The sequence below is a fragment of the Sphingobacterium sp. LZ11T8 genome, from assembly GCF_024261425.1.
GTDB lineage: Bacteria > Bacteroidota > Bacteroidia > Sphingobacteriales > Sphingobacteriaceae > Sphingobacterium.
The window spans coordinates 176,925-201,477 of record NZ_JANBZY010000008.1 but is presented as its reverse complement, the minus strand read 5'-3'; the positions used below and the strand labels follow the sequence as shown (position 1 = coordinate 201,477).

Here is a 24,553-nt window from a genome sequence, read left to right as displayed (position 1 = left end):
AAATTACACCCCCTATAACGCATATTAAACTCCCCTATTCTAATTATTCAAAGGATGGGGTCCATAGTTTTCCGGGGATGGATTTTCTGATGCAGATGATAATTCTGTACTTGAATTTCCGCTCCCACCTAAGTAGTAATAGCTATCCTTATGATAGGGTACTGTAAAGGTTTCCTTAACCCTCTTTGAAAGGTATAGATAAATGGACCAAGCAATAATTACGAAAATAGACCAAAGATCTCCAGGGTTCATAAAACCCCAGGTCAGGCTATTAGGATAAATAAGTGAAATGGCGAAATTAGCAAAAATCAGGATGACCACTCCAGCAATATTCACGAAAAAATAGGTCTGCGGAAAGATATCCCTGCGTTCAAATAACAAAATACAGCAATAGATATTAAATGCTAAATAAGCAGCGTGAGACACTAAATATACGATGAGAAAGAGAAGCAAATAACCATAGGCATCATCTGCATTATCAAGTAATGCCCATAGCGAATCACTGATGGAGGTTGGTGTGATGAATATCATAACAGTTAAAAAAAACACACCAATGACAAGCTTAATTGCCAGAACGATTAACCAACCGCCAATATCATTTCGCGTATGTTCATGATACAGGTTGATAAAACCAGTTGGTTTTGATTTATAATGGGTCTTAAATAAAAAGATCAGCGTCGCGATGACGATGGTGAAAAACGTAAAGAGAGCTCCAAAATTTATTTTAGGTAATTGTACGGGATTAATTGACCCAATTGTTAAATAACCATTATTATCAACAAAATAAAGATACCCCATCCCTTCTTGCATGACCTTGAAATCCTCCACGTACTGCTGAGACTGCTCCATGGGAACAAATGAATCATTATTACGAAAACTAATGGAAATTTTGAGCGTATCCTTATCAGCATACTGCCCTTTTGAATACCAATATGCTTCACGGTCTAAAACCTTTTCTTCTGGTTGAAAAAAGCCTATGGCTTTATTGTCCTTATTGACAATCTTGATTTCATGATGGACATCAAGGGGAAAATTAATGGCAATTGGCTCTAGAATCCCTTCCTCTACTTTGGGCAGGCGATCATAAATGTACTTGGAATACATTGGGGCAGACTTTTGCAAATTCTCTTCGACTATATATGCATCCAAGAGATATTCTTCCTTGATGACCAAAATATTATTTTCCAAATCATCGTCGATGGTCAATGGACTAATATGCTTCGCTTTATCATAAACCCTTTGATAATAATCTTCATACTCCTTTTGCAACTGGTTTTTTGCAGAACTCTGCAGTTGATAGCGGATAGCATCAGCTTCATGGTCATAGTATGTTGTTGTAACCTTTAGATTGGCTTTGCCATCATCCAAGATCTGGAAAACCTCTATGATATTGAGAAAGGAACCATGAGTTGCTACCGGTTTTTTTACCTCGGAAAGCTTCTTTCCATTTTCAAGAAACAGGACTTTACCATAATAAGGAAAATATCGATTCAGGATGCTACCTCCCTGGTTACTAATCGTTGGATCGACGGCAATCAAACGTCCAGCGACTACCCCAGCCAAGACCATATGGTTAAACGCAAATGGACTAGGTTGCACCTTATCCAATTCCTTGTCCTGATAGGTATTAGCTAAGATCAAAGAAGACCCTATTCCCTTGCTCTTGAGCATGGAAGCCAATAACAGTGATTTATCCTTACAATCCCCATATCGTTGATTATAGACCACTTCAGGAAGATGAGCACGATGGGAATGTTCGCCCAATTCAATTCCCATATAACGGATGGAGTTCTGAACGAAGTCCAAGCTTTTCTCAAAATATTTCAGACTATCTCCTCCAGCTTCTTGCCAAAGTTTTTTCACCTCCTTATCCAAGGCTGAGCCGGTTTTAATATTAGGGATCGGATTGATCCTTTTCGCCCAATCTGCAACTTGCCTCCAGGTAGAGAATTCAGAAACCTCAACACGAGGGGTATTATCAAACCAGCTGGGTGTATACAATCCCGTTTCTTCGGACGCATTCATGGGCTGCTCCCAATAATAATAGGTTAGATTACCCTTGACCTGCTTTTTCTCAACTGCTGCACCTTTTTGTTTTCGGATATTTAATATACGGCCCTCAGGAACAATATAAACTAGGTGTAACAGACCATTTGGTTCGGTACTTTCTAAATAATAGGTGTTCGCAAATTTCCCTTCAAATACGGGGTTAAAACCGACTAAGGAATAAGAAAACACAATCTTATCATCTTTCCTGACATCATCCAAAACAGCAACTGCGGAATAAATACCATTGTATATCATTCTCGAAAGTTCAGTCTCGACGGCTACAGTCTTGAATTTAGAAAGATCCAAGCGATTTAATACTTTACCATCTCTAATAACATTAAGTTCATGGATAACCAATTTCTGGTACGTGGGATCAAAGCTGACGCTCGCCTGCCCCGCATTTTCGGCTCCCGCTGCCTCGCTAACGACTTTGATGGTCCTGTTGAAATGGGTCTGGTTCTGCAGATTATATTGGTTTTCGATCAATTCAAAATAATAGCCCATACTGATATCATTCAAATCGATGGATTGGGGCTTCATTTGGCTTGCTCTCAACCAAGTGGGTAGATTGGCCTTGCTGATGCTTACTGCCGATTGGGCACATAAAACAGTGCTGCAAACCAGTAGTAGGAGTACGGTTAAAAAAATTGGTTTTCTCATGTGTTAATAATCAGTAAACGAAGATACTGATTATTCAAGCTGCTTCATCCGGTAAACAAAAATTATTAACAACTGACAAACAGCCACTTAAACAGCTATAATTATCAATAAGCGTTAGAATCATAATAAAATAAAAAAGGAAACCAGTACCGGTTTCCTAAATCTATAAACTTAATTAACCTTGGGTTACTTTATAGCTTTGCTGACCTCAATCGGCAAGTCTGATTCCAGTACAGTTGCTCCGTCTGCAAAAACAGCCCTATACTTTTCAGCACGTTCCTCAACCGTTGCCAACTTATCGTATGTAGGTGCTGTTGATATCATGCATAACACGCCCTTTTCCTTAAAGAAAGTGTACATGGCTTGGTTCGAAGGTTTGATCTCAGGTCCGATATAAACGATCATTCGATCGTAAGGAAGCCCCGAGGCCTTAAAGGCTTCTAAATCCTTTTCTGTCTTGATGTGCATGGACAGATATTGTTTGGGATTTTTATCCAAATAGAACTTGGCCTGCTCCACATTGTGAACTGTAACCCAAACCCAAGCATAGGCATTATGCTTGCGGATGATTTCAGCCGTCATTTCCATCGGGAGATCCTTCTTATCCAAGTTTAGCACCGTCTTGCCCTTTGCCCATTTGATCATCTCCTCCAATGTATTGATCTTATACTTGGTAGGGTTACCTTGATGATCCTTTAATTTTAATGCCTGAAGCTCTTTCCATGTGAAATCAGCTACTTTTCCCTTTCCGCTGGTCGTACGTTCCAACGTGGCATCATGTACCATGACAGGCACGCCATCCTTGGTTAAACGTGGATCAACCTCAAAGATTGCGGAGGTATGCTTTAGGACTGCCTCCATGGAAGGAATGGAATTTTCTGGCATCTGTTCCTCAATGGTCCCCCGATGTCCGGAGATAATCTTCTTTCCTGGTTGATACTTGAAGTACTCATACATTTCCTCAACAGTTTTGAAATTGAGTTTGTGCAGTTTTTGGGAAAATGCAGGAGAAGCCTGCATCATAGCGATCAAAGTAAATAGGACTAAATGGGATTTCTTCATAGGGTTTTTGTTGAAGCTCTAAAATTAAGCATTCAATTTTAACAAATTGAAACCTGAATGTTTATCTAATGTTATCAAGGTCAATGCAGAGTTCTCTTGCACGATCCTTCTATAGTTCTTTAAAGGCATACCCAGCTGTTGCGCCATGAACAGTCTGTTCACTCCATTATGTCCGACCACCAAAATGGTCTGCCCATCATATTTCTCCAACAGCTCAGCATAGAAACTCTCCAAACGATTGATCACTTGGCTTGCATTTTCACCCGTCCTTCCAGCCTCAAAGCTTGCTGGATCTGACAACCAGTTGTACCATGAATTTGGATCTTCGGCAATGAAATCTTCAGATCGCTTGCCTTCCCATTGGCCAAAATCGACTTCAATCAAGCGTTCATCGACTTGAACCACATCGGGTCTTCCGGAAGCAATCTCCGCGGTGTTTTTCGCTCGTTGCAATGGAGAACAAAAGATCTGATCAAAACTGTAATCCTTAAGCAGCTCATTCATTCGCTTGGCTTGGGAAAGCCCTTTTTCCGTTAAAGGAATATCAGTCCGTCCGCAATATTTATTTCCCTCTGCATTATAGGCAGTTTCTCCGTGTCTCAAAAGACAGATTGTTATCATCTATAAATAGTTTAAATCTTTCAATTTATTTTTAAAGTCTTTGTACTGTACTTGGTAGGAAGCATGCAACTGAGGATCTGGATCCACCATTTTTTCAATGGCTGTCATATGCTCTGATGCTTCGGTCAAGGTCTGGTAAAAGGTATTGGAAGCGGCCATGATAGCTGCACCAAAGGCACCGCTTGCCTCTTTGCAATTGTAGATGGGCACATTCAGCGCAGAAGCCCTGATCTTTAACCAGACATCACTGTTACTGCCTCCTCCTGCAGAATAAACCGCATCGATCTTTTCTCCTGAAAGCTCTTCGATAATATCGTATGCTAACTTTTCTATAAAAGCTACTCCTTCCAGATTTGCAGCAAACAGCTTCTCACGGCTGATGTTGTCGGGAGCAAATCCCTTGGCATGGGAAGCCATAATGGGATATCGCTCTCCTTCTTGGAGTAGTGGCCAAGCCAACTCATTGGTCGGGATCAGGTGCGAAGCTTCTTGGTTGAGTTCTTCTAACCCCTCTGCAAACTGTAGAGAAATCCAATCTGCACCTGTATTGCTGGCTCCTCCTGGCATCCAATAACCTTCTGGATGTCTATGGCTGTATAATCTGCCTAATGGATCTACGACGTTGTTTTTCGTTACGCCTTTGATTACAAGGGTTGTTCCAATCGTGCTGTTCCAAGTACCAGGCTTGACAGCTCCTGAAGCCATTTGTGTAGCGCAGCCATCAGTCATGCCCACGACCACCTTGATTTCGGGAACACCCCATTCCTCAGCCAAGGCTGGCAATAGTGATCCCACCACGGTTCCTGAGGGTACTACTTCCTGTAACCACTCTCCTTTTAGGCCGATCTCTTCGGTTACATAAGTAGGCCATTCCAGTTTCTCCAGATCATAAGCGGATTTCAACACATTGGTATAGTCGGTCACTTGGTAGTTTCCGCAAAGTTTCCCTACGAGGAAATCTGAAGCATGGATCCATTGTGCGATATCCTGAACCTTTTCAGGATAGGTTTCGATATACCAAAGCATTTTGCTGATTCCGCTGGATGCATTGAATCCGGTATAGCCATGTGGCACGTTTCTTTCTGCGATCACTTTGATTCGCTTTCCCTGTTCAGCTGACCGGGGATCGCTGTACATGATGGCGGAATGTAAGGGTTGGTTCTGGTTATCCAAAGGTATGACCGTTCCTGATGTTGAGGTAACGGAGATAGCAAGGATATCTTTTTTGTCAATGTTATCTGGAAGTTTCTGGATCAGCTTGGATAACATCTCCTTACAATCATTCCACCAAAGCAATGGCGATTGCTCCTCACGGAATTTATCATCCAATTGGAATTTTCGGGAATCAGATGCTAACAATTCACCTTTCTCATCCACCAAAACGACCCTCGCCCCCTGGGTCCCGACATCTAATCCAAAAAAATATGTACTCATCTAGGAAACTACTTCTTTAAAGGTTTTACGAGCGTTTTTCCACTCTTGATATAGTTTTTCAAACTCCTCATGGTCTTTCGGGTGTATCTCTTCCAATAACTCCGGACTCACGTTCTTGACACCTAAAGCATCATTGCAGAGGAAAACACCACCCAGCACGGAAGCTTGGCGGAAGGTATCCCTGATCTTGATGCTCTTTCCAAACAGGTTGGCAATAAACTGACGCAGTTTGCGGCTCTCCACCCCGCCGCCACAAGCCCAGATGTAGGACTCTTGGTGTGGAGAGACCACACTCAGGAACTTATAGTTCTCATAGATACTGCAGGCAATATCCCATAAAATCGCAAAAACAAAGCTCCCGCGAGTTAACTGATGGGATACCGGTGCATTGAAGATAAAACCTCCCTTGGTCAAGGGTTCTTCTTCATCTGCAATCAAAGAACCTAACGAAGCCACACACTGCGAATAGGTTGCATCTTCTAATTCTTTTTCAATGACATCATAGCCCTCATTTGGATAGAAAATCTCCTTCAGACGTTGATAATTAAGTCCTGTCACGCCGGCATTGGCCTCTAGGATAAAATTATCCGCATCGATATGCCTGCTGGTCCATGTCCGCTGCTCGGCATCTTTTTCATAGCTATCAACAATCTTAATGATTGGTGTAGTCGTACCCGAAACGATGACAACGTCATTAGCCGAAGGTTCCATACTACGGATGGCCAATTGGGTGTCCCCTCCACCAACGACTACTACTGCCGCTGGATTGATACCAAAAGCGGTCGAGACGCCTGCTTTGATATCGCCCAGGATCGATCCTGAATCTTTCAAATCTGGTAAGATGCTAGAGGATAGGTTGAATTGATCCAATAATTCTTGGGACCATGATTTCTTTGCCACATCGTACAACAAGGTTTCAGAAGCTTGAGAATGCTCGTATCCTGCAACCCCTGAAAACTGGAATTGGATCCAGTCACTGATGCTCATTACGCAGGCAATCTGTTCAAATAGTTCTGGATATACTTCCCTTACTCCGACAAGCTTGAAAGCAGAAAATAATGATGTAGGGTAACGACCAGAAAGATCATAGACAAGATCTTTATCTTGTAAGTCGATTTCCCATTTTCTTCCTCGATGGTCGATATTAGGCATGCCGAGCAATGGCTTTCCTTCTTGGTCAACCACCACAATACCTTCCCTTTGGCTAGTTGCTGTGATAGCATTGATCTTCACCGCTCCAGCTTCGGCCAATGCTTCTTTCGAAAGCTTCAGGATCTGTGACCACAGCTCTTCAGGATTGAAGAAGATGGAGTCTTCATATTGAGTATCCGTTTCGTAATGAACGTTTTCTCTTTTGATACTTAAGATTTCGCCATCGATAGCACATACTGCAACGCGTGCATTTCCTGTGCCGATGTCGACGATTAAATAAGCTTCTTTTGTTGCCATGTTTAGCTAATTGATGTGTTCTCTAAAACTGCTTTGTTGACAAGCTGTTTGATAGATTTATTACCCTTATGGAAAAACTCCCTAAGGTTGTTGTTCATGATAAATGCGTGGTGGTCTTCTACCTCATGGGTAGCACCAGCGATATGCGGCGTTGCAATGACATTCTTGTTCAGGATCATCTTGTAGTCAATCTCATCTGGTGGCTCATTGTAGAATACATCCAAAACGGCACCACGGATTTGCCCACCTTCGATCACTTCCAATAAATCTTCACGATTGACAACCGTCGCACGCGCTGTATTCACAAAAATCGCATCTTTATTCAACAATGAAAGATATTTCTTGTCTATCATTCCTGTAGTCTCTGGCGTAACGGGCAAATGGATGCCTACTACATCACAAGTAGCGAACAATTCTTCTAATTCAACCTTTTTAAAATCTGTATTAGGATCTGTAAAATAAGGATCGAAATAATAGATCTCACAAGGAAAGTTAACCAACATCCTTGCAATATGCTGTCCTACGGCACCAAATCCGACCATACCGACCTTTTTCCCTGCAAGCTCATTTCCTTTGAACTGTAAATAAGAAGTATGCGCTCCTTCTCCCCAGTTTTTTCCTTCTAACCAATCGATAGCAGGAACGGTATTTCTCATCAAAGTGATGACATTAGCAATAAACATCTCTGCGACTGCCTGTGCATTCCTTGCCGGAGTATTGAATACGGGAATACCTAATTCTGTAGCGACCTTCAAATCGATATTCGATGGGGTACCACGGCATATGCCGACAAATTTCAAGTTCGGGTTCTCACGCAATACCTCCTCTGTGATTTCATCATGTTCGGAAATCAAGGCATCAACCCCTGTCTCCTTCAATAACGCTTTTAGTTCTGCTGGATTATAGGCGCGTCCATTTGGTTTCCATGAACGGTAAATGACTTCATCAAAAAGACCTTTCAATTCATTCAAAGCTTTTTCGTTCTCATAAGGCGCAGTTAGCAATACTTTCATAGGTTGTTATTCTATTTTTAATCTAAATTCTTTAATTATACGGTATTCAATTCTTTCTCCGATTCCCTCAGCTCTCCTTCTGGAATCGTGATAAATTTTGTCAATACTGCGCTGATCAGATATAATACAGCCAGTACCCAAATCACCCCCTCACTTCCAATGGTGCCGATCAACAATCCTACGATCGCTGGCCCCACAAAAACTGGCAGTCCAGCTCCAAGGTTCAGGATGGCCATCGCTGCTCCTTTATCCTCCTTCACCAATGAAGGCACTAATGCGGATAAAGGAACATAGCCGGCCAAAAGCCCTCCCCAAGCTATACCTGCCGCCATTACCGCCCAATAGGCTCCTCCGAACCATACCGGCGAATAATAGAAAAGGACCGTGGTAATCGCACAGCCAACTCCACCAAACCACATAATGGTGCGTTGCCAGCCTAAGCGATCGCCTACAAATCCAAATATTAAGTTAAATGCAATGTTACTCGTGAAAATGGTTCCCCAGATCTGTAACCATTCTTTGGTATTGAATCCATGTTCTGCCATATACATCGGCAAGAACACCGGAAATGCAAACTGGGCAGTCGTATTGATTACCCTCACAATTCCTCCGATCAATACCTTGGGCTCCTTTTTGACAATGGTCAGTCCATTCATCAACTCCTGAGCTTTTGAACCTTTGGATGCTTTTGTTTCAAACTTATCCCTGTTCAGGACCAGTGCAAAAAATGCACCTATCAAGACCCACAGTATAGAAGACCAAAGTGTGTTTTCATAACCCATTTTATCCAATGCCCAACTCGAATAGTAGGCTCCCAACACATTCAGCCCCCCAGTGAACACAAACCAAAACCAACCTACTGCTCTGCCCAACATATGTTTTGGACTACGGTAGTTGATCCAGACCATAAAGGAATAGGCAAACAAAGGATAGCCAAAGCCTCGGATGGCATAGAATAACAGCATGGCATTGTAATCCAATTTGGCCATTCCCATGGACACAAAACCTACGGTCCCGATCAGATACAACAGCAAACCCATGAACATGGATTTACGCGGTCCATAACTCTCTGCCAATACGCCAGAAAACCAGGAAGAAATTGCAATGGTAATTCCATATACGGTGAAAAGAGCTGCCGATTGCTCCATACTCATGCCATGACTGACAAGGTAAGGACTGAGCCATCCCTGCTCTACCCCATCACCCATCATGAAGATAAGAATACCAAGGTAGCCCCATTTTAAATGACTAGGTATACCTAGCCTATCCATTGTGCTTTGCTGTGCCATTAAATTTAGTTAAGGTTTTAATTGAAATATGTGTTTAAGTAAAATAAAAATAAACAAAATATAACATAATTAAACCCAATCGCTCTAAAAAAAGAACAGTACCAAAAACTGTTCTTTTTTTAACTGTTTATTTGAATCGTTCCTTTATTGATACGCCAATACGGCACTCACAAAATAATGATCGCTTGGCAGAACGCCTTTATAGCTATCCTTGATGATGTTTGTGTCAACGGCCTTCAAAGGTCCGTTCAGGAAGATAAAGTCAATTTTCTTGGATTTCTTCCTGTTCGGGTCATTTCCCTTAAATCCATGGGTAGTACCCTCAGGAACTACATTTCCTCGGACCTGCACATAAGAATCTTTCCATCCCGCATCAATAACATCCTGATAAACCTTAGAATCCATCCCCACATTAAAGTCCCCGGTCAAGATCTGCGGAAAGTCAGTTTGATATTGCGCAGCCTCATCTAGCACCACCTTGATCTGTCCTTCCTTGGCTTCATTACTGACATGGTCCAAGTGCAGGTTTGTTAAACGGATTTCCTTATTAGTTATTTTATCCAGCAACCTTACAAACACTGCGTTCCTCGCTCTTGCTGAACCCCAGGAAAGGCTTCCTGCCTTTAAGGGGGTTTCCGACAGCCAATAGGTATTGGCTGTCAACAACTCAAATCTCTTTTTGGAAAACAATATAGGGTTCTTGGCAATGCCATGATAACCTTCCTTAAACTGATCCATTTCAGGGCCATCAAATCCAAAAGCAAAGTAATCTTTCAGGTTTTCCTTGAGATCCAAAAACTGACCTTTCAAAACCTCTTGAAAACCTATTAAATCTGCTTTCTCCTTTTTAATGATTGCCAAACAGGCACCTCGGCGATCTTTCCAGCCTAAGCCCTTTGCGGCATCTTCCTCTAGATCAACCCGGATATTGCAAGTCAGCACCTTAATCTGACCACCCAGTACAGGAGCAACAGCAGCCTGTAAATCCAGCTTCGCCAATAATGGCATTGCTGACAACAAACCTACTTTCTTAAAGAATTCCCTGCGATTGGACATTTCGGAACGTTTCATTGTATTATTTTTAAACGGTAGCCGTTAGGTCTTCTCCTAAATATGCCCCTGAATTGATCAATTCTGCCCTTAGCTCTTCCACATTGACATCTGCCGGGCTTACGCCATGACGAACCGCTAGTTTAGCCGCACGCCCCGCCGCTTCACCCATCGCCATACATGGGGCCATCACACGGATGGCAGACATAGCTTCATGCGTCGTTGAAATCGAGCGTCCAGCCACCAATAAATTCTTTACCTTTTTAGGTACCAAAGAACGGTATGGAATATCATAACTATCGCCACACCAGGTCAAGGTACAGCCACCACCTTCAGGATGATGGATATCTAATGGATAACTTGCCACAGCAACGGCATCATCAAAACGACGGCAGGTCAAGATATCATCTGCAGTCATCACATAATCTCCAACGATACGGCGAGTCTCACGAATTCCCAGGAATGGAGCCATTTTAGTGAAATGTGCATCTTCAAACCCAGGAACGAAATCCACCAAATAACGTTGAATCTCTTCCACCTGTCTGCGACCTTCAATCTCCCCAAAAGTCAAACTTTCTGGATTAGTTCCATCTACGCCATTGATCCTGGACATATTTACCCAAACCTCTCCTTCACGAAGACCGGTGATCAAAATCGTACGTTCAACCGGAAGGTGATAGCCAGCTTGACGTGCTTTTTCCATCACACTCCTAAGACCAACCACGATAAACTGATGGTTTTGCCCAAAGTATTCCGCTGGTATAAAGTCAGTCAAATAAGTTCTTGGCTCTTCAGCAATGGACATCCGCAATTTGTCTGTATCCACTCCAGCCATACAGAACATCAAGGTCGGAGGCTGGGCACCACCAACATCGTTTCCTTGCTCGCATTCCACCCCTGCTTTATAGGCAACATCAGCATCTCCGGTACAGTCAATGACCGTTTTCGCCAAAATGACCTCTCTTCCAGATTTGCTCTCAATGATTACACCTTTCAGCTCATCGCCTTCCATCACAACACCAGCAGAGAAAACATAAAGCAGTACTTTCACGCCAGCTTCTTCCAAAACCTTCAAGCCAACATTTTTCACTGCTTCCGGTTCCACTAAGGTCAAGCTCATGTGCAGTGGACATGGACGGTGTTCTGAGGCTGCATCCACTTCTTTCAAGCGTTCTATAAACTTCTGTGGAAGACCCTTGATGATCTGGTTTCCTTTTTGCCCCAAGAAACCTAGGATCGGTAAACCGATGGTCATATTCCCACCAACAAAGCTACGGTTGTCAATCAAGGCAACCTTTAACCCGTCTGATGCAGCAGCCTGAGCAGCAATAATACCAGCAGGACCGCCGCCAACAACCAAAACATCAACTTCCATACGAACAGGAGTCTCTCTTGCAGGCTCCAAAATGTTCTTAACTTCTCCCATAACAATAATATGTTGTAATATTTTTTAATTAATTATTCTCTACTAATACAGCCTCCTTGGGCTTCTCCTTTTTGACCATGGTCCAAAGAATCAATACCGCAATGGGATGCATAAATGCCATTGCTATAAAAATGGTCCCTGCACCCAGCGATCCCATCATCTGACCAACGAAATAGTTGAACAGAACTGCTCCCAATGCACCAAAACCACCTGCGATCCCTAAAACAGAAGCTACATTCTTTACAGGGAAAGCCTCGGCTATCACCACTGAAATGGTAAACAACCAGCTTAAGCAAGCCACGGCAACCAAGGAAAAGATCAGAATGGTGAGATAAGGATTGGAAACATAGTCCGTCAAACAGCACAATGGTGCCAATATTGCAATGCTACTCAACATAATTTTCCTGGCCAACAAAGGCTCCTTGCCCTTGCGGACCATTTTATCCGACCATGCAGAAGTGCCAATAGCTCCTAAATCGGCCACCAAAAATGGAATCCATCCAAACATACCGATCTGTGCCAAGGTCAATCCACTTTCTTCCTGTAGATAGCCGGGCAACCAGAAAAGACAGAAATACCAAACGGGATCACTCACAAAACGAATCAACAGGATCCCCCACAAGGTCTTGGTCTTCCATAACTGCCCCCATGAGAAACCGTATCCGGCAGATTGAGCATCCGCCTCACCGATTGCTTCCTTACGGATCCCTGCTGGCGGTTCCGTATAGATCAGGAACCATAAAAGGGCAATGATCAAGCCTACAACCCCGGCAACGATAAATACCGTATGGAAATTATAGCGCATGGCGAGCCAAGCAACCAAAGGCGGCGCAATGATCGCCCCGATCGAACTTCCCGCAACACATAGGCTATTTGCCGTAGCGCGCAATTTTCCTGAAAACCAAACCGTGATCACCTTCAACTGAGCGGGAAAGTTTGTAGGTTCTGCCGCGCCGAGCATCCCTCGGAAAAACAGGAAAGAACCAAAAGTCCTTGAAAAACCACCTCCCAAACATGCTACTGACCACCCCAATATGCCGACCAACATCACCTTCCGTTCACCGAATTTATCCACCAACCAACCAGACACCGGATACATCAAGGCATAGAACACCGTGAAAACATTGATCACCAAGGCATATCCATCGTCACCCAGATCAAACTCGTCCTTTAGCATAGGCTTCAAGATCGACACAATCTGCCTATCATAATAATTGAAGACAATGGCTAAAAAAATGACAATTATGATATACCATCTCCTTTTAGTGGCTGGAATAGGCAACGTAAATTTCGACATAAATTAGATTCGGTTATTAAAATAATACCAGTTATGAATTCAAATGTAGGAATAAATGAATATAAAAAAACATTTTTAAATAAAAAAAAAGAATAGGCAAGTACAGAAATGCTGACTATATTTGCTATTATATTAACTTATTTTAATGAATTATGATGAATATCACAGACAGACACGAATTCATTCTAAAAAGCTTAAAGGAAAAAGGGAAAATTACGATAGACTGGCTCTGCGAAACCATGAAGGTTTCCAGCGTAACGATCCGAAAGGACCTTAAAGTACTAGAAGACAAAAACCTGTTATTCAGGATCAAAGGAGGAGCTTCCAACAGCAACCCTTACGCTATCGACCGCCCTATCATGGTGAAGGAATCCATCAACAGCGAGGAGAAACAGCGCATAGCACAGGCCGCGATCAAACTGATCAAAGACAACGACTCCATCATGATCGGATCCGGCACAACCGTGTTCACCCTAGCCAAAAACATTGAATCCACACACATGCTTACGGTCATCACGCCGGCATTAAAAGTAGGTTTAGAGCTCAGTGGCAAGCCTAACATCGAGGTTTTACAGCTCGGAGGACTAATCAGGACCAATTCATCTTCCGTTGCCGGGCAGTATGCGATCCGCATCTTGGACGAGATCAGCTGCGGGATCCTGTTCCTTGGAGCCGACGGAATCGACCTGGAATTCGGAATCTCCATCAGCAACCTACCTGAAGCAACATTAAACCAAAAAATGATCGAAACCTCCCAAAAGATTGCAATCCTGGCAGATAGCAGCAAATTTGGAAAAAGAGGCCTAGGCAAGATCTGCGAACTGATCGACGTAGACTACATCATTACCGACAACAAGGTGTCCCCAAACATCGTCAAGTCTATCGAAGACTTGGGTATCAAAATCATTCTAGCTTAAGCTACCTTTCTAAGTCATTTTCAGAAAAAAGATTTTTAAATTTTTGGTTTAAAAATCTTTTTTTTATTTTCGAAACGCTTTATAAGCGAATAACCTATTGTTATTTTTGAATAAAATCTAATATGATATCGGCATTTATGCCTTGTTTTAACATAACGAAAACAAAGCCTTAATATTGATTTAACATTATTAAGCTATTTTCGAAACAATTTTAAACATATTGTAAGGACATTAAAACTCTACTCTAAAACATCTGTAAAAAGAACCTATTTATTATTAATAAGCATCTAAATGAAAAAACAACTGCAACTCATTTTTTTGCTGTGTTTTCTACCTATAGGCATGCTATGGGCACAGCAAAAGAATATCTCGGGGAAAGTGACCAATGAAGATGGAAACCCTTTGGAAGGCGTGACCATCAGCATTAAGGGTCATCTTAATGCCTTGTCCCAAACTTCAGCAACTGGCGAGTATGCTATCGAAGCCAACACTGGAGATGTTTTGGTTTTCGCAAGCATGGGTTATGCCAATGCGGAAAGAACCATTGCGGACCAAGTGACAATCAATGTTATCCTTACAGCCGACCTGACCAACCTGGACGAAGTCGTTGTGGTTGGTTATGGGACTCAAAAAAAGGTAAACCTGACCGGAGCTGTTTCTACGATCAATAGCGAACAGCTGGAAAGACGACCAATCGTATCCACCTCCTCTGCCCTGCAAGGTCTCGCACCGGGCGTAACAGTAACCTCCCAATCCGGCGCACCAGGCGGCGACCAAGGTCAGATCCGTATCCGCGGTGTCAATTCATTCGGCGGATCAGATTCTGAACCTCTTGTGATCATCGACGGTGTAGCAGGATCCTTGGACAATGTAGATGCGAACCTGATCGAGAACATCTCCATCCTTAAGGACGCAGCATCTGCGGCAATCTACGGTTCCCGTGCCGCTAACGGGGTAATCTTGATCACAACTAAGCGTGGTAAGGACCAATTTGCCCTAAACTACAAAGGCTATACAGGTTGGCAGGACCCAACCTTTATCCCGAAGGTAACGGATGGTGCAACTTTCATGAAAGTATTTAACGATGCCAACATGAACGATAACGGCTCCGTAATCTACAGCGAAAAAGATTTTGAAGAATTCAATAAATTATATGCAGAGAACCCAGATAATTTCGACTGGCAAAAAGGCATCCTAAATGGTTCAGGATTCACCCACAACCATTTTGTTTCCCTCAATGCCGGCGCTGGGAAGATCCGCGTGGCTCCTTCCCTGGGTTATGTATCCCAAGATGGACTGATTGACAACACCGGTTTCAAAAGATACACCTTCCGAAACAATATGGACATCAATCCAAATGATAAATTAAACATCCGTTTTGACCTTTCAGCCGTAAACAGCAACCGCTTACAGATCGCTAATGAAGGAACTATCTGGAATTATATTGGCCGTATGCCAACCAACATCCCAATCCGCGTAGGCGATGGCCTTTGGTCAGAAGGCTGGGTAAAAAACAACCCCGTAGCTTTTATTGAAGATGGTGGCAATAAAAAAGTAAACAACCTGGAGTTATTGGGAAACCTTTCCATTAACTATAAACCATTCGATTGGTTGAGCATCTCAGGTATGGCAGCACCAAGATACCGCACCCGTAATATCCATGAATTCGCAAAGGCAGTCATGACCTATTACGAAGACGGAAGCGAAGCGGGCACAGCCTTACCTTCTACGGAACTGACTGAATCTGCTTACCGCTATTTCAACGGAAGCTACTCTTTCCAAACCACTGCACAAAAATCATTCAATGACCACAACTTCAGCTTGATGCTCGGTGCCTCAAGAGAAACTTATGACGAAAAATACCTGATGGGATACCGTCGTGATTTTACCTACGACACCTATGAGGTATTGAACGCTGGTGCAGACACAGAAACCAAGAACAATGCTGGAAACCAATTCCAATGGCTGTTGGTTTCCACTTTCGGAAGATTTAACTACGATTACAAAGGCCGTTACCTTTTGGAAGCCAACCTTCGTTATGACGGAAGTTCCAGGTTTGCAAAATCAAACCGCTGGGCAGCATTCCCATCTTTCTCTGCTGGATGGAGAATCTCGGAAGAGCCATTTATGGCTGACCTAAAAAATTCCATCAACCAGTTGAAACTCCGCGGTTCATGGGGTATCCTAGGTAACCAAAACATCGGAACAACCTACCAACCATACATCGAAACCTTGAATCTAGGAAGTATTTCCGTTGGTGGTGCGGTTGACCAAATGATTGCCTTGAACACCATGGCAAACTCGGGCCTATTGTGGGAAGAAACCACCATGGCCGGTTTAGGATTGGATGCATCCCTTTTCAACAACTTCAGCGTTACATTCGATTGGTACACAAAACAGACCGATGGTATCCTGATGAAACTTTACGTTTCTGAGCTATATGGTAAGAATGCACCATTCCAAAATGCGGCCAAGGTACAGAACCAAGGATGGGAAGCATCGGTGCGTTACGACAACCAATTCGGCGATTTTAAATTAGGTATCGGCGCCAATATTTCCGATGTAAAGAACAAGATCCTTGACATGAAAGGACAAGTTTCAGGAACGTTATTGAGACAACAGGAAGGATATTCCATCAACTCCATTTACGGCTACCAATCCGACGGTCTTTATCAATCCCAGGAAGAAATAGACAATGGACCTAAGCAGTTCGGCACCTTAAAACCGGGCGATATCAGATACAGGGACATCGCGGGTGATCTAGATGCGAATGGCAATGCCATCCCGGATGGCAAGATCACGGATGCAGATAAAACCATTATCGGCAGCACCATGCCTCGATATACCTACGGATTCAACCTAGACTTAGGCTACAAGGGTCTTAGGTTCAGTGCCTTTTTGCAAGGTGTAGCCAAAGCAAATGGCTACCTGGATTCACATTACGTGATCCCAGCGGTGAACTCTTCGGCGATTAAACCTTGGCAATTGGACTACTGGTCCGAAGACAACAGAGGAGCCTCATTACCACGCGTATCGGTAACCTCAACAAACAATACGCAGAACTCTGATTTCTGGATGAGAAGCGCTTCTTATCTCCGATTGAAAAATGTTCAGTTAGGCTATGAGATCCCTAAAAGCTGGCTGGCGAACAGCAAGATCGGCGGAATATTCATCTATGCCAACGGACAGAACCTCTTTACAAAAACAAACTTCTACGAAGGCTATGACCCTGAAATCAATTATAACTCAGGAGCACAGGATGGAGTAACCTTAGGTTCAGGTAACTTCTACCCCCAGGTTAAGGTGTACACATTTGGTTTAGACTTTAAATTTTAAGAACAATGATCAAGAAGACAAAATCTATCATAGGAATCAGTTTATTATGCGCAGCTCTCATGAGCTCTTGCGACCTAGACCGATTACCATTGGACGGCCCATCGTCTGAAACCTTCCCAGCCAGCCAAAAAGAAGCTGAAATGGGACTCTTAGGAGCATACAAAGGTTTAACCCTTCTAGATGCTTCCAGCACCCCTATCTGGCACGTTATGGACAACATCACCGATATTGGCTATGCTAGACCGGGAAACAACTATACATCACCGATTACCAGTTCTATCACGACTGACAATGCCTTGGCAACCAAACCTTGGGCTGCCCATTACAAAACCATCGGAAGGGTACATGATGTCCTGGATAAATTGGCAGACATCAAAACCAGCATGTCTGAAGCTGATTACAAAAAGATCGATGCAGAGTTGAGATTTATCCGTGCCTATTCCTATTCCCAACTGATCGAATTGTATGGCGATGTTCCCTTATTGAAAAACGCATTGAAACTGGGCGATGAACTACCGGGTAGAACCAAAAAAGCTGAGGTAGAAAAATTCATCTTGGATGAACTGACTGCCATTGCAGACAACCTACCCCAATCACAGGCCGGAACAAAGTTTTCTAGGGCATCCAGCATTGCTGCCTATACCCTAAAAGCCAGAGTTGCCCTCTATGCAAAACAATACAAGCTCGCTAGCGAAGCATCACAAAAAGCTATCACCCTATCCAATGGGATCCATGCCTTGACGGAGTTCGACAATTCCATCGACTTTGCCAACAAGTCCCACAAGGAAGGCGAACCAGAAGTTGCCAATATATTTGGCCACAAAGGATACGAAAGCAGCAAAGAATGGATTTGGGTGGCTGAATACAACCGCAATATCAGCGACAACGTACATAATCAAGGTTATTATCTAGCTTCCAGACTTGGGAAAGGCGTATGTTATTGGGGACCGACCCAAAACTTCATCGACTCTTTCCAGGATCTAGATGGCAAGTACATCACGGAATCGACCAGTTACAACCCGGAGAAACCTTTTGAAAACAGAGACCCTCGTTTGGACCTTTACACTGTTCGTCCGAATTCCAGGTTTATGGGATTCCAATTCGAGCCAAATGCCTCATTCTCCAAAGTGAACAACTATTGGCCTGTAATCAACGGTACCTCTACCAAACCTAGTTCGCAGACCAATGCTGATGCCACCAATGCATACCGTTCCTTTAGCGGATATCTATGGCGTAAACATACCGATCTAGTGGACTTCCCGACGACTTCGGTTTCCGGATTCTCGGACTTAAATGTTGGTGTGTTGAGATATGCAGAACTCCTGTTGATCTATGCAGAAGCGAAGATTGAAGATAACAGCATCGACGGTACAGTGTATGATGCCATCAACCAGATCCGTAAACGCGCGCATATGCCAAACCTTCCTACAGGACTTTCTCAGGCGCAATTGCGCCAAGCCCTACGCTATGAAAGAAAGGTAGAGTTGGCCAATGATGGTTTGCGCTGGCACGACCTTCGTCGCTGGGGAATTGCAAACCAAGTCATGAACGGCCATATCTATCTAAACCGATTGGCTAATGCTTGGGATAAAAACGTATTGACCCGTATCGATGAGAATGCAAACCCAGTGTACAACCACAGTGTAGCAAGTAAAGTCTTCGGCACTCAGGCTGTAGTCTTCAAGGAAAACAAAGATGAGTATTGGCCAATCTCTGCGCAAGAGATGGATGCCAATAAAAACCTGACCCAGAACCCAGGTTATTAATACGTTTACAATTCATACAAATACTTTTATTTCTCAAACGTGACCGGCCCAGGTCACGTTTGTTTTTCTCAGCAATCCTAAAAAAATGAACGCAATCAAAAAAATCATATGCTTCTGTGTCCTATTGGTCACAGTCACTTCTTACGCCATAGCACAAGAAAAAAAAGCCTTTGAAAAGCCTCATCTATCCGATTCCAGCTCCTGGACCATGGTCCTCTTACCTGACATCCAGAACTACGTGAAGTTTCAGCGGAACCAACCTATTTTGGATGTCATGATGAATTGGATCGTGGAAAACGAGGACAACCTCAACATTCAGATGGTCATGTGCACGGGAGACCTGGTAGAGCACGATGACATCATCAATCCAGATCCCAAGAAAATGGACCAGACCGGTAAACAGCAATGGGAAGCAGCCGCAAAAGCCTTCGAAAAACTGGATGGCAAAATCCCCTACATTACCGCAACCGGGAACCATGACTACAACATCTTCAGCTATACCCATAAACCCAAGACCACGCATTTCCCAAATTATTTCTATCCGGACAAAAACAGCGAAAACCAAAAGATCCTAAGGGAAGTTACGGAGAACATTTATGGGAACCCAAGCTTAGAAAATGCGGCCTATCAATGGAAATCACCTCATGGCAAGCCGTTTCTATTCCTTTCCATCGAGTTCGCTCCTCGAGATACTGTATTGAAATGGGCAAACAAGGTCGTCAACCAAGACAAATACCGAGACCATAGCGTAGTCTTGTTGACCCATGCCTACCTAAATTACCAAAACGATCACATCAAGACCGCCAAGTATGATCTGCAGGACGCCAATTACGGGACTGCTGTATTTGAAAAACTGGTAAAACCATCCAAGAATATCGAAATGGTTATTTCCGGCCATATAGGCTCTCCAAACGACCCCAGGAAACATGTAGGCTTCCGTATCGACAAGAACGCTGCAGGTAAAGATGTAAATCAAATGACCTTTAACGCCCAAGCCTTGGGTGGTGGAACCTATGGAAGTGGTGGAGATGGCTGGATAAGGATTTTGGAGTTTTTGCCAGATGGTAAAACCATAAAAGTAAAAACCTTTTCCCCATGGTTTGCATTGTCAAGCAGCACCCAAGATATGGCCTGGAGAAAAGCAGATTATGATGAGTTTGAGATTGTATTGGGGGAAAACAGACGATAGACATTAGACAATAGACAACAGACATTAGAATTTGGGCAAGGATGTGGTTCTCGACAGGCTCATCCAACGGCTGGACCAAGATTATGATTTGAAGATTATTTCCTGGCAAAAATTGACCCCATTTCCGTAGGGGCTTATTGCATAAGCCTGCTGCATATTTAGAACATATAAATGGTTTATATGGCGAGCAGTTCAATTATCCTCGATAATGGATGACAGGATCTAAAATATAATTAGCGTACGGAACCAAAAATGAGCTAAAAAGGGATTCAGAGCAAAGCGAAGAATCTATTTTTTGTTTTTTTAGGGATGCCAGTCATTCCAAAATCGTAAGATGAGGAAACCATTTTTTTATTGGTTGGAGGAAGGAATTTTGACGTCAAACAGGAAGTACAAAGAATCCCATAATCTGTACCTGCATCCGTCAGCCGGATGCGATACACCCGTACAAAAATCCCTAATTTCCTTCAGCAAAAAAAGCCATCCCTTTCGGAATGGCTTTATTTATATCTAACAAAAAGATGCGGTTTAAACTTATTTTACTGCGTCTACAACTGCTTTGAAAGCATCTGGATTGTTTAAAGCTAAGTCAGCTAATACCTTACGGTTCAAGCCGATGTTTTTAGCGTTTAATTTACCGATCAACTGAGAATAAGAAATTCCGTGTTGACGTGCTCCAGCGTTGATACGTTGAATCCATAAAGCTCTAAACTCGCGTTTTTTGGTTTTACGGTCGCGGTAAGCGTACTGTAAACCTTTTTCTACTGTATTTTTAGCAATAGTATATACTTTGCTACGGGATCCATAATAGCCTTTAGCTAATTTAAGGATTCTTTTTCTTCTTCTTCTAGAAGCAACTGCGTTAACCGAACGTGGCATAATTTTTAAAATTTAATTTGGTAAAAGGCGTTGCGTTTTTCAGCAATCTTACGACCCTATACCCGGTTAAAAAAATATTGTTATAAAATGTTTTCTAAACTTATTTACCGATAGCTAGCATACGTTTTACGTTGCCTGTATCAGCATCACTCACATAACTAGTAGTAGTTAAGTTACGTTTTTGTTTAGTAGTTTTCTTAGTCAAGATGTGGCTTTTGAAAGCGTTTTTTCTTGCTATTTTACCTGTTCCAGTCAATTTGAAACGTTTCTTCGCGCTGGAATTGGTTTTAACTTTTGGCATAATACTTATATAATTTTTATCAATCTGTTAGATACGTCTTATTTCTTTGGGCTGGTTTTGGGCGCCAATGTCAAGAACATGCGCTTACCTTCCAACTTAGGCAACAGTTCCACTTTACCATAATCTTCTAGGGCTTGGGCAAAGCGCAACAACAAGATTTCACCTTGTTCCTTGAACACAATTGCACGGCCTTTGAAATGTACGTAAGCACGAACTTTCTCGCCACTTTCCAGGAATCGCATTGCGTGCTTCAACTTAAACTCGAAGTCATGCTCGCTGGTGTTAGGTCCAAAACGGATTTCCTTAATCACCGTCTGCTTCGCATTCGCTTTGATTTCCTTTTGCTTTTTTTTCTGTTCGTAAACGAATTTACTGTAATCAATAATTTTGCAAACAGGAGGCGTAGCGTTTGGAGAGATTTCAACTAAATCCAATTCTAACTCATCAGCTAATGCTAATGCCTGACGTGTCGGAAATACCCCTTGCTCTACATTGTCACCAACCAAACGTACTTCTGGAACACGGATGTGCTCATTGATACGATGTTCTGGTTCTTTTTTTCTTATCGGGCCTCTCGGGCCGAAATTGTTACTTTTTGCCAAATGTTCCTTTAATTAAACAGTTATTTCTTTTATTAATAAATCTTTAAATTCCTCTGCTGTGATCGACCCTAAGTCCACCCCACCATGTTTACGAACTGAGATTGTTCCGCTTTCCATCTCCTTCTCCCCTACAATCAACATGTAAGGCATCTTTTTCACTTCGGCATCACGGATCTTGCGTCCAACTTTCTCGTCACGCAAGTCAATCAGACCGCGAATATCGGAATTATTTAGGGATTCCAAAAGTTTTTGCGCATATTCTTCATATTTTTCTGACACTGGCAGGATGATAAACTGCTCAGGAGCAAGCCATAACGGGAATTGACCCCCGCAGTGCTCGATCAGAACTGCAACAAAACGTTCCAAGGATCCGAATGGTGCGCGGTGGATCATAACCGGACGATGTTTCATGTTATCACTACCCGTATATTCCAGCTCAAAACGCTCCGGAAGGTTGTAGTCAACCTGAATGGTACCCAATTGCCACTTCCTGCCCAAGGCATCTTTCACCATGAAGTCCAATTTAGGACCATAGAAAGCTGCTTCACCATACTCCACTACGGTAGGCAAGCCTTTTTCGGTAGCCGATTCGATGATCGCTGCCTCAGCCAATGCCCAGTTCTCGTCCGAACCGATATATTTGGTCTTGTTCTCTGGATCGCGCAATGAAATCTGAGCAGTAAACTCATTGAAACCTAATGCCCCAAATACATACAGCACCAAGTCAATCACTTTCTTGAACTCCTCTTTCACCTGATCTGGACGACAGAACAAGTGCGCATCATCCTGAGTAAACCCTCTAACACGGGTCAAACCATGCAACTCACCCGACTGCTCATAACGATAAACCGTTCCAAATTCTGCAAAACGAACCGGAAGCTCTTTGTAAGAGCGAGGTTTTGTTTTGTAGATCTCACAGTGATGCGGACAGTTCATCGGTTTTAGCAAGAACTCTTCGCCATCTACCGGTGTATTGATCGGTTGGAATGAATCCGCACCATACTTCTCGTAGTGACCAGAAGTGATATACAATTGTTTATGACCGATATGCGGGGTAATCACAGGCTCATAACCAGCCTTGATCTGCGCTTTCTGTAAAAAGTCCTGAAGTTTTTGTCTCAATGCAGTTCCTTTCGGCAACCACAATGGCAATCCCATCCCCACTTTCTCCGAGAAGGCAAACAGTTCCAATTCCTTACCTAACTTACGGTGATCACGTTTCTTGGCTTCTTCGATAAACTTCAAATATTCGGTCAATTCCGAAGCCTTAGGGAAAGTAACCCCATAAATACGGGTCAACTGCTTACGAGATTCATCACCTCGCCAATAAGCACCTGCCACATTGGTCAATTTTATCGCTTTGATAAAACCTGTATTCGGGATATGTGGTCCACGACACAGGTCAGTGAAATTTCCTTGTGTATAAAAAGTGATCTTTCCATCTTCCAAGTCCTTGATCAAGTCCAACTTGTACTCATCACCTTTTTCCTCGAAATAAGCCAATGCATCCGCTTTTGATACAGCTTTACGCTCAAAAACCTCTTTTTGCTTAGCCAATTCCAACATCTTGTCCTCAATCTGCTTGAAGTCATCCGAGGAGAATTCACGGTCACCGAAGTCAACATCGTAATAGAAACCGGTTTCGATGTTTGGACCGATACCAAATTTAATCCCTGGATAAAGGGCTTCTAGTGCTTCTGCCAATAAGTGAGCGGATGAATGCCAAAAGGTAGATTTACCTTTATCATCATTCCAGGTCAATAATTTCACCGAAGCGTCTCCTTCAATAGGTCTTGAAGAATCCCAAACCTCACCATTTACCTCTGCAGCTAATACATTTCTAGCTAATCCTTCGGAAATCGATTGGGCAACCTGCATAGCAGTTGTACCCTGTTCATACTGACGGACAGATCCATCAGGTAGTGTAATGTTAATCATTTACAACTATGATTTATTGTTTGTCTAAAATTGCAACCTTTCCAATATGTACAATTACATTGGTTTATAAAGGCCGCCTTAATTAATGCAATGCAAAAATACGAAAATTTTTAGTCTTTTCGAAATGAACTCTAGGGGAAAAAAGTTTATTTTCAGTCATTTCAGAAAAGTTTTTGCTTATATTTCAAGAAACATGGACTTCTATTTCTGGCCTCGTTACAAATCCCAGCTTGAAGAAAAAAACTTCAGCAAAAATAAAAGGAAGCAATACAGCT

The 24,553-nt window shown here is 42.8% G+C and carries 18 protein-coding genes; 4 read left to right on the top strand and 14 right to left on the bottom strand.

The annotated features are described in order from the left end of the window. Window positions 1-39: 39 nt before the first annotated feature. The 10 genes from NLF99_RS17610 to NLF99_RS17565 all read right to left on the bottom strand — a co-directional run bounded on the left by NLF99_RS17610 (window position 40) and on the right by NLF99_RS17565 (window position 13,350). Window positions 40-2,709, bottom strand: coding sequence for a DUF3857 domain-containing protein (locus tag NLF99_RS17610; RefSeq protein ID WP_254529841.1), 2,670 nt, complete (start codon window positions 2,707-2,709; stop codon window positions 40-42). A gap of 186 nt (window positions 2,710-2,895) precedes the next feature. After that, the gene (locus NLF99_RS17605) at window positions 2,896-3,771 is read right to left on the bottom strand and encodes a glycerophosphodiester phosphodiesterase family protein (protein ID WP_254529838.1); all 876 of its coding nucleotides are present in this window, start codon (window positions 3,769-3,771) and stop codon (window positions 2,896-2,898) included. Between the two features lie 24 nt (window positions 3,772-3,795). Then, window positions 3,796-4,392 carry a histidine phosphatase family protein gene (locus NLF99_RS17600; protein ID WP_254529837.1) on the bottom strand — a complete coding sequence of 199 codons (597 nt, stop codon included), beginning with the start codon at window positions 4,390-4,392 and terminating at the stop codon, window positions 3,796-3,798. Next, a complete protein-coding gene (locus NLF99_RS17595) occupies window positions 4,393-5,826 on the bottom strand; it encodes an FGGY-family carbohydrate kinase (protein WP_254529835.1) in 1,434 nt (477 codons plus the stop codon). Next, the gene (locus NLF99_RS17590; protein WP_254529833.1) at window positions 5,827-7,275 is read right to left on the bottom strand and encodes an FGGY-family carbohydrate kinase; all 1,449 of its coding nucleotides are present in this window, start codon (window positions 7,273-7,275) and stop codon (window positions 5,827-5,829) included. A 2-nt stretch (window positions 7,276-7,277) separates the two neighbouring features. Further along, a complete protein-coding gene (locus tag NLF99_RS17585; protein WP_254529831.1) occupies window positions 7,278-8,288 on the bottom strand; it encodes an NAD(P)-dependent oxidoreductase in 1,011 nt (336 codons plus the stop codon). A gap of 35 nt (window positions 8,289-8,323) precedes the next feature. Beyond that, a complete protein-coding gene (locus NLF99_RS17580) occupies window positions 8,324-9,577 on the bottom strand; it encodes an MFS transporter (protein ID WP_254529829.1) in 1,254 nt (417 codons plus the stop codon). Between the two features lie 144 nt (window positions 9,578-9,721). Further along, the gene (locus NLF99_RS17575; RefSeq protein WP_254529827.1) at window positions 9,722-10,648 is read right to left on the bottom strand and encodes an endonuclease/exonuclease/phosphatase family protein; all 927 of its coding nucleotides are present in this window, start codon (window positions 10,646-10,648) and stop codon (window positions 9,722-9,724) included. Window positions 10,649-10,658: 10 nt separating this feature from the next. Continuing rightward, the gene (locus NLF99_RS17570; RefSeq protein ID WP_185210472.1) at window positions 10,659-12,053 is read right to left on the bottom strand and encodes an FAD-dependent oxidoreductase; all 1,395 of its coding nucleotides are present in this window, start codon (window positions 12,051-12,053) and stop codon (window positions 10,659-10,661) included. A 28-nt stretch (window positions 12,054-12,081) separates the two neighbouring features. Then, on the bottom strand, window positions 12,082-13,350 hold the full coding sequence (locus NLF99_RS17565; protein ID WP_254529825.1) for an MFS transporter: 1,269 nt from the start codon (window positions 13,348-13,350) through the stop codon (window positions 12,082-12,084). A 152-nt stretch (window positions 13,351-13,502) separates the two neighbouring features. On the opposite strand from NLF99_RS17565, the gene NLF99_RS17560 reads away from it, so the two are divergent. The 4 genes from NLF99_RS17560 to NLF99_RS17545 all read left to right on the top strand — a co-directional run bounded on the left by NLF99_RS17560 (window position 13,503) and on the right by NLF99_RS17545 (window position 20,558). Further along, window positions 13,503-14,267, top strand: a complete 765-nt coding sequence (locus NLF99_RS17560) for a DeoR/GlpR family DNA-binding transcription regulator (RefSeq protein WP_175486313.1) — start codon at window positions 13,503-13,505, stop codon at window positions 14,265-14,267. Between the two features lie 291 nt (window positions 14,268-14,558). Then, on the top strand, window positions 14,559-17,603 hold the full coding sequence (locus NLF99_RS17555; RefSeq protein WP_254529823.1) for a TonB-dependent receptor: 3,045 nt from the start codon (window positions 14,559-14,561) through the stop codon (window positions 17,601-17,603). A gap of 5 nt (window positions 17,604-17,608) precedes the next feature. Next, window positions 17,609-19,369, top strand: a complete 1,761-nt coding sequence (locus NLF99_RS17550; protein ID WP_254529821.1) for a RagB/SusD family nutrient uptake outer membrane protein — start codon at window positions 17,609-17,611, stop codon at window positions 19,367-19,369. An 85-nt stretch (window positions 19,370-19,454) separates the two neighbouring features. Further along, entirely contained in the window at window positions 19,455-20,558 is a 1,104-nt protein-coding gene (locus tag NLF99_RS17545; protein WP_254529820.1) for a metallophosphoesterase, read from the top strand. A gap of 534 nt (window positions 20,559-21,092) precedes the next feature. On the opposite strand, the gene rplT is transcribed toward NLF99_RS17545, so the two are convergent. The 4 genes from rplT to thrS all read right to left on the bottom strand — a co-directional run bounded on the left by rplT (window position 21,093) and on the right by thrS (window position 24,278). Then, window positions 21,093-21,437, bottom strand: a complete 345-nt coding sequence (gene rplT, locus NLF99_RS17540; RefSeq protein WP_093098929.1) for a 50S ribosomal protein L20 — start codon at window positions 21,435-21,437, stop codon at window positions 21,093-21,095. A 100-nt stretch (window positions 21,438-21,537) separates the two neighbouring features. Next, window positions 21,538-21,738, bottom strand: coding sequence for a 50S ribosomal protein L35 (gene rpmI / locus NLF99_RS17535; RefSeq protein ID WP_185210477.1), 201 nt, complete (start codon window positions 21,736-21,738; stop codon window positions 21,538-21,540). Between the two features lie 38 nt (window positions 21,739-21,776). Continuing rightward, on the bottom strand, window positions 21,777-22,340 hold the full coding sequence (gene infC, locus NLF99_RS17530) for a translation initiation factor IF-3 (protein WP_214648496.1): 564 nt from the start codon (window positions 22,338-22,340) through the stop codon (window positions 21,777-21,779). 12 nt (window positions 22,341-22,352) lie between these two features. After that, window positions 22,353-24,278 (bottom strand): threonine--tRNA ligase, encoded by a 1,926-nt coding sequence (gene thrS, locus NLF99_RS17525; protein WP_185218208.1) that lies wholly within the window; start codon window positions 24,276-24,278, stop codon window positions 22,353-22,355. Between the last annotated feature and the right edge of the window lie 275 nt (window positions 24,279-24,553).

Bases quoted from the DNA above. Each gene is read 5' to 3' on its own strand.
- NLF99_RS17600 (WP_254529837.1), bottom strand. From the start codon at position 4,392: ATGATAACAATCTGTCTTTTGAGACACGGAGAAACTGCCTATAATGCA.
- NLF99_RS17570 (WP_185210472.1), bottom strand. From the start codon at position 12,053: ATGGGAGAAGTTAAGAACATTTTGGAGCCTGCAAGAGAGACTCCTGTT.
- NLF99_RS17575 (WP_254529827.1), bottom strand. From the start codon at position 10,648: ATGAAACGTTCCGAAATGTCCAATCGCAGGGAATTCTTTAAGAAAGTA.
- NLF99_RS17605 (WP_254529838.1), bottom strand. From the start codon at position 3,771: ATGAAGAAATCCCATTTAGTCCTATTTACTTTGATCGCTATGATGCAG.
- NLF99_RS17560 (WP_175486313.1), top strand. From the start codon at position 13,503: ATGATGAATATCACAGACAGACACGAATTCATTCTAAAAAGCTTAAAG.
- NLF99_RS17550 (WP_254529821.1), top strand. From the start codon at position 17,609: ATGATCAAGAAGACAAAATCTATCATAGGAATCAGTTTATTATGCGCA.
- NLF99_RS17595 (WP_254529835.1), bottom strand. From the start codon at position 5,826: ATGAGTACATATTTTTTTGGATTAGATGTCGGGACCCAGGGGGCGAGG.
- NLF99_RS17590 (WP_254529833.1), bottom strand. From the start codon at position 7,275: ATGGCAACAAAAGAAGCTTATTTAATCGTCGACATCGGCACAGGAAAT.
- NLF99_RS17585 (WP_254529831.1), bottom strand. From the start codon at position 8,288: ATGAAAGTATTGCTAACTGCGCCTTATGAGAACGAAAAAGCTTTGAAT.
- rpmI (WP_185210477.1), bottom strand. From the start codon at position 21,738: ATGCCAAAAGTTAAAACCAATTCCAGCGCGAAGAAACGTTTCAAATTG.
- NLF99_RS17610 (WP_254529841.1), bottom strand. From the start codon at position 2,709: ATGAGAAAACCAATTTTTTTAACCGTACTCCTACTACTGGTTTGCAGC.
- NLF99_RS17555 (WP_254529823.1), top strand. From the start codon at position 14,559: ATGAAAAAACAACTGCAACTCATTTTTTTGCTGTGTTTTCTACCTATA.
- NLF99_RS17565 (WP_254529825.1), bottom strand. From the start codon at position 13,350: ATGTCGAAATTTACGTTGCCTATTCCAGCCACTAAAAGGAGATGGTAT.
- rplT (WP_093098929.1), bottom strand. From the start codon at position 21,437: ATGCCACGTTCGGTTAACGCAGTTGCTTCTAGAAGAAGAAGAAAAAGA.
- NLF99_RS17580 (WP_254529829.1), bottom strand. From the start codon at position 9,577: ATGGCACAGCAAAGCACAATGGATAGGCTAGGTATACCTAGTCATTTA.
- thrS (WP_185218208.1), bottom strand. From the start codon at position 24,278: ATGATTAACATTACACTACCTGATGGATCTGTCCGTCAGTATGAACAG.
- NLF99_RS17545 (WP_254529820.1), top strand. From the start codon at position 19,455: ATGAACGCAATCAAAAAAATCATATGCTTCTGTGTCCTATTGGTCACA.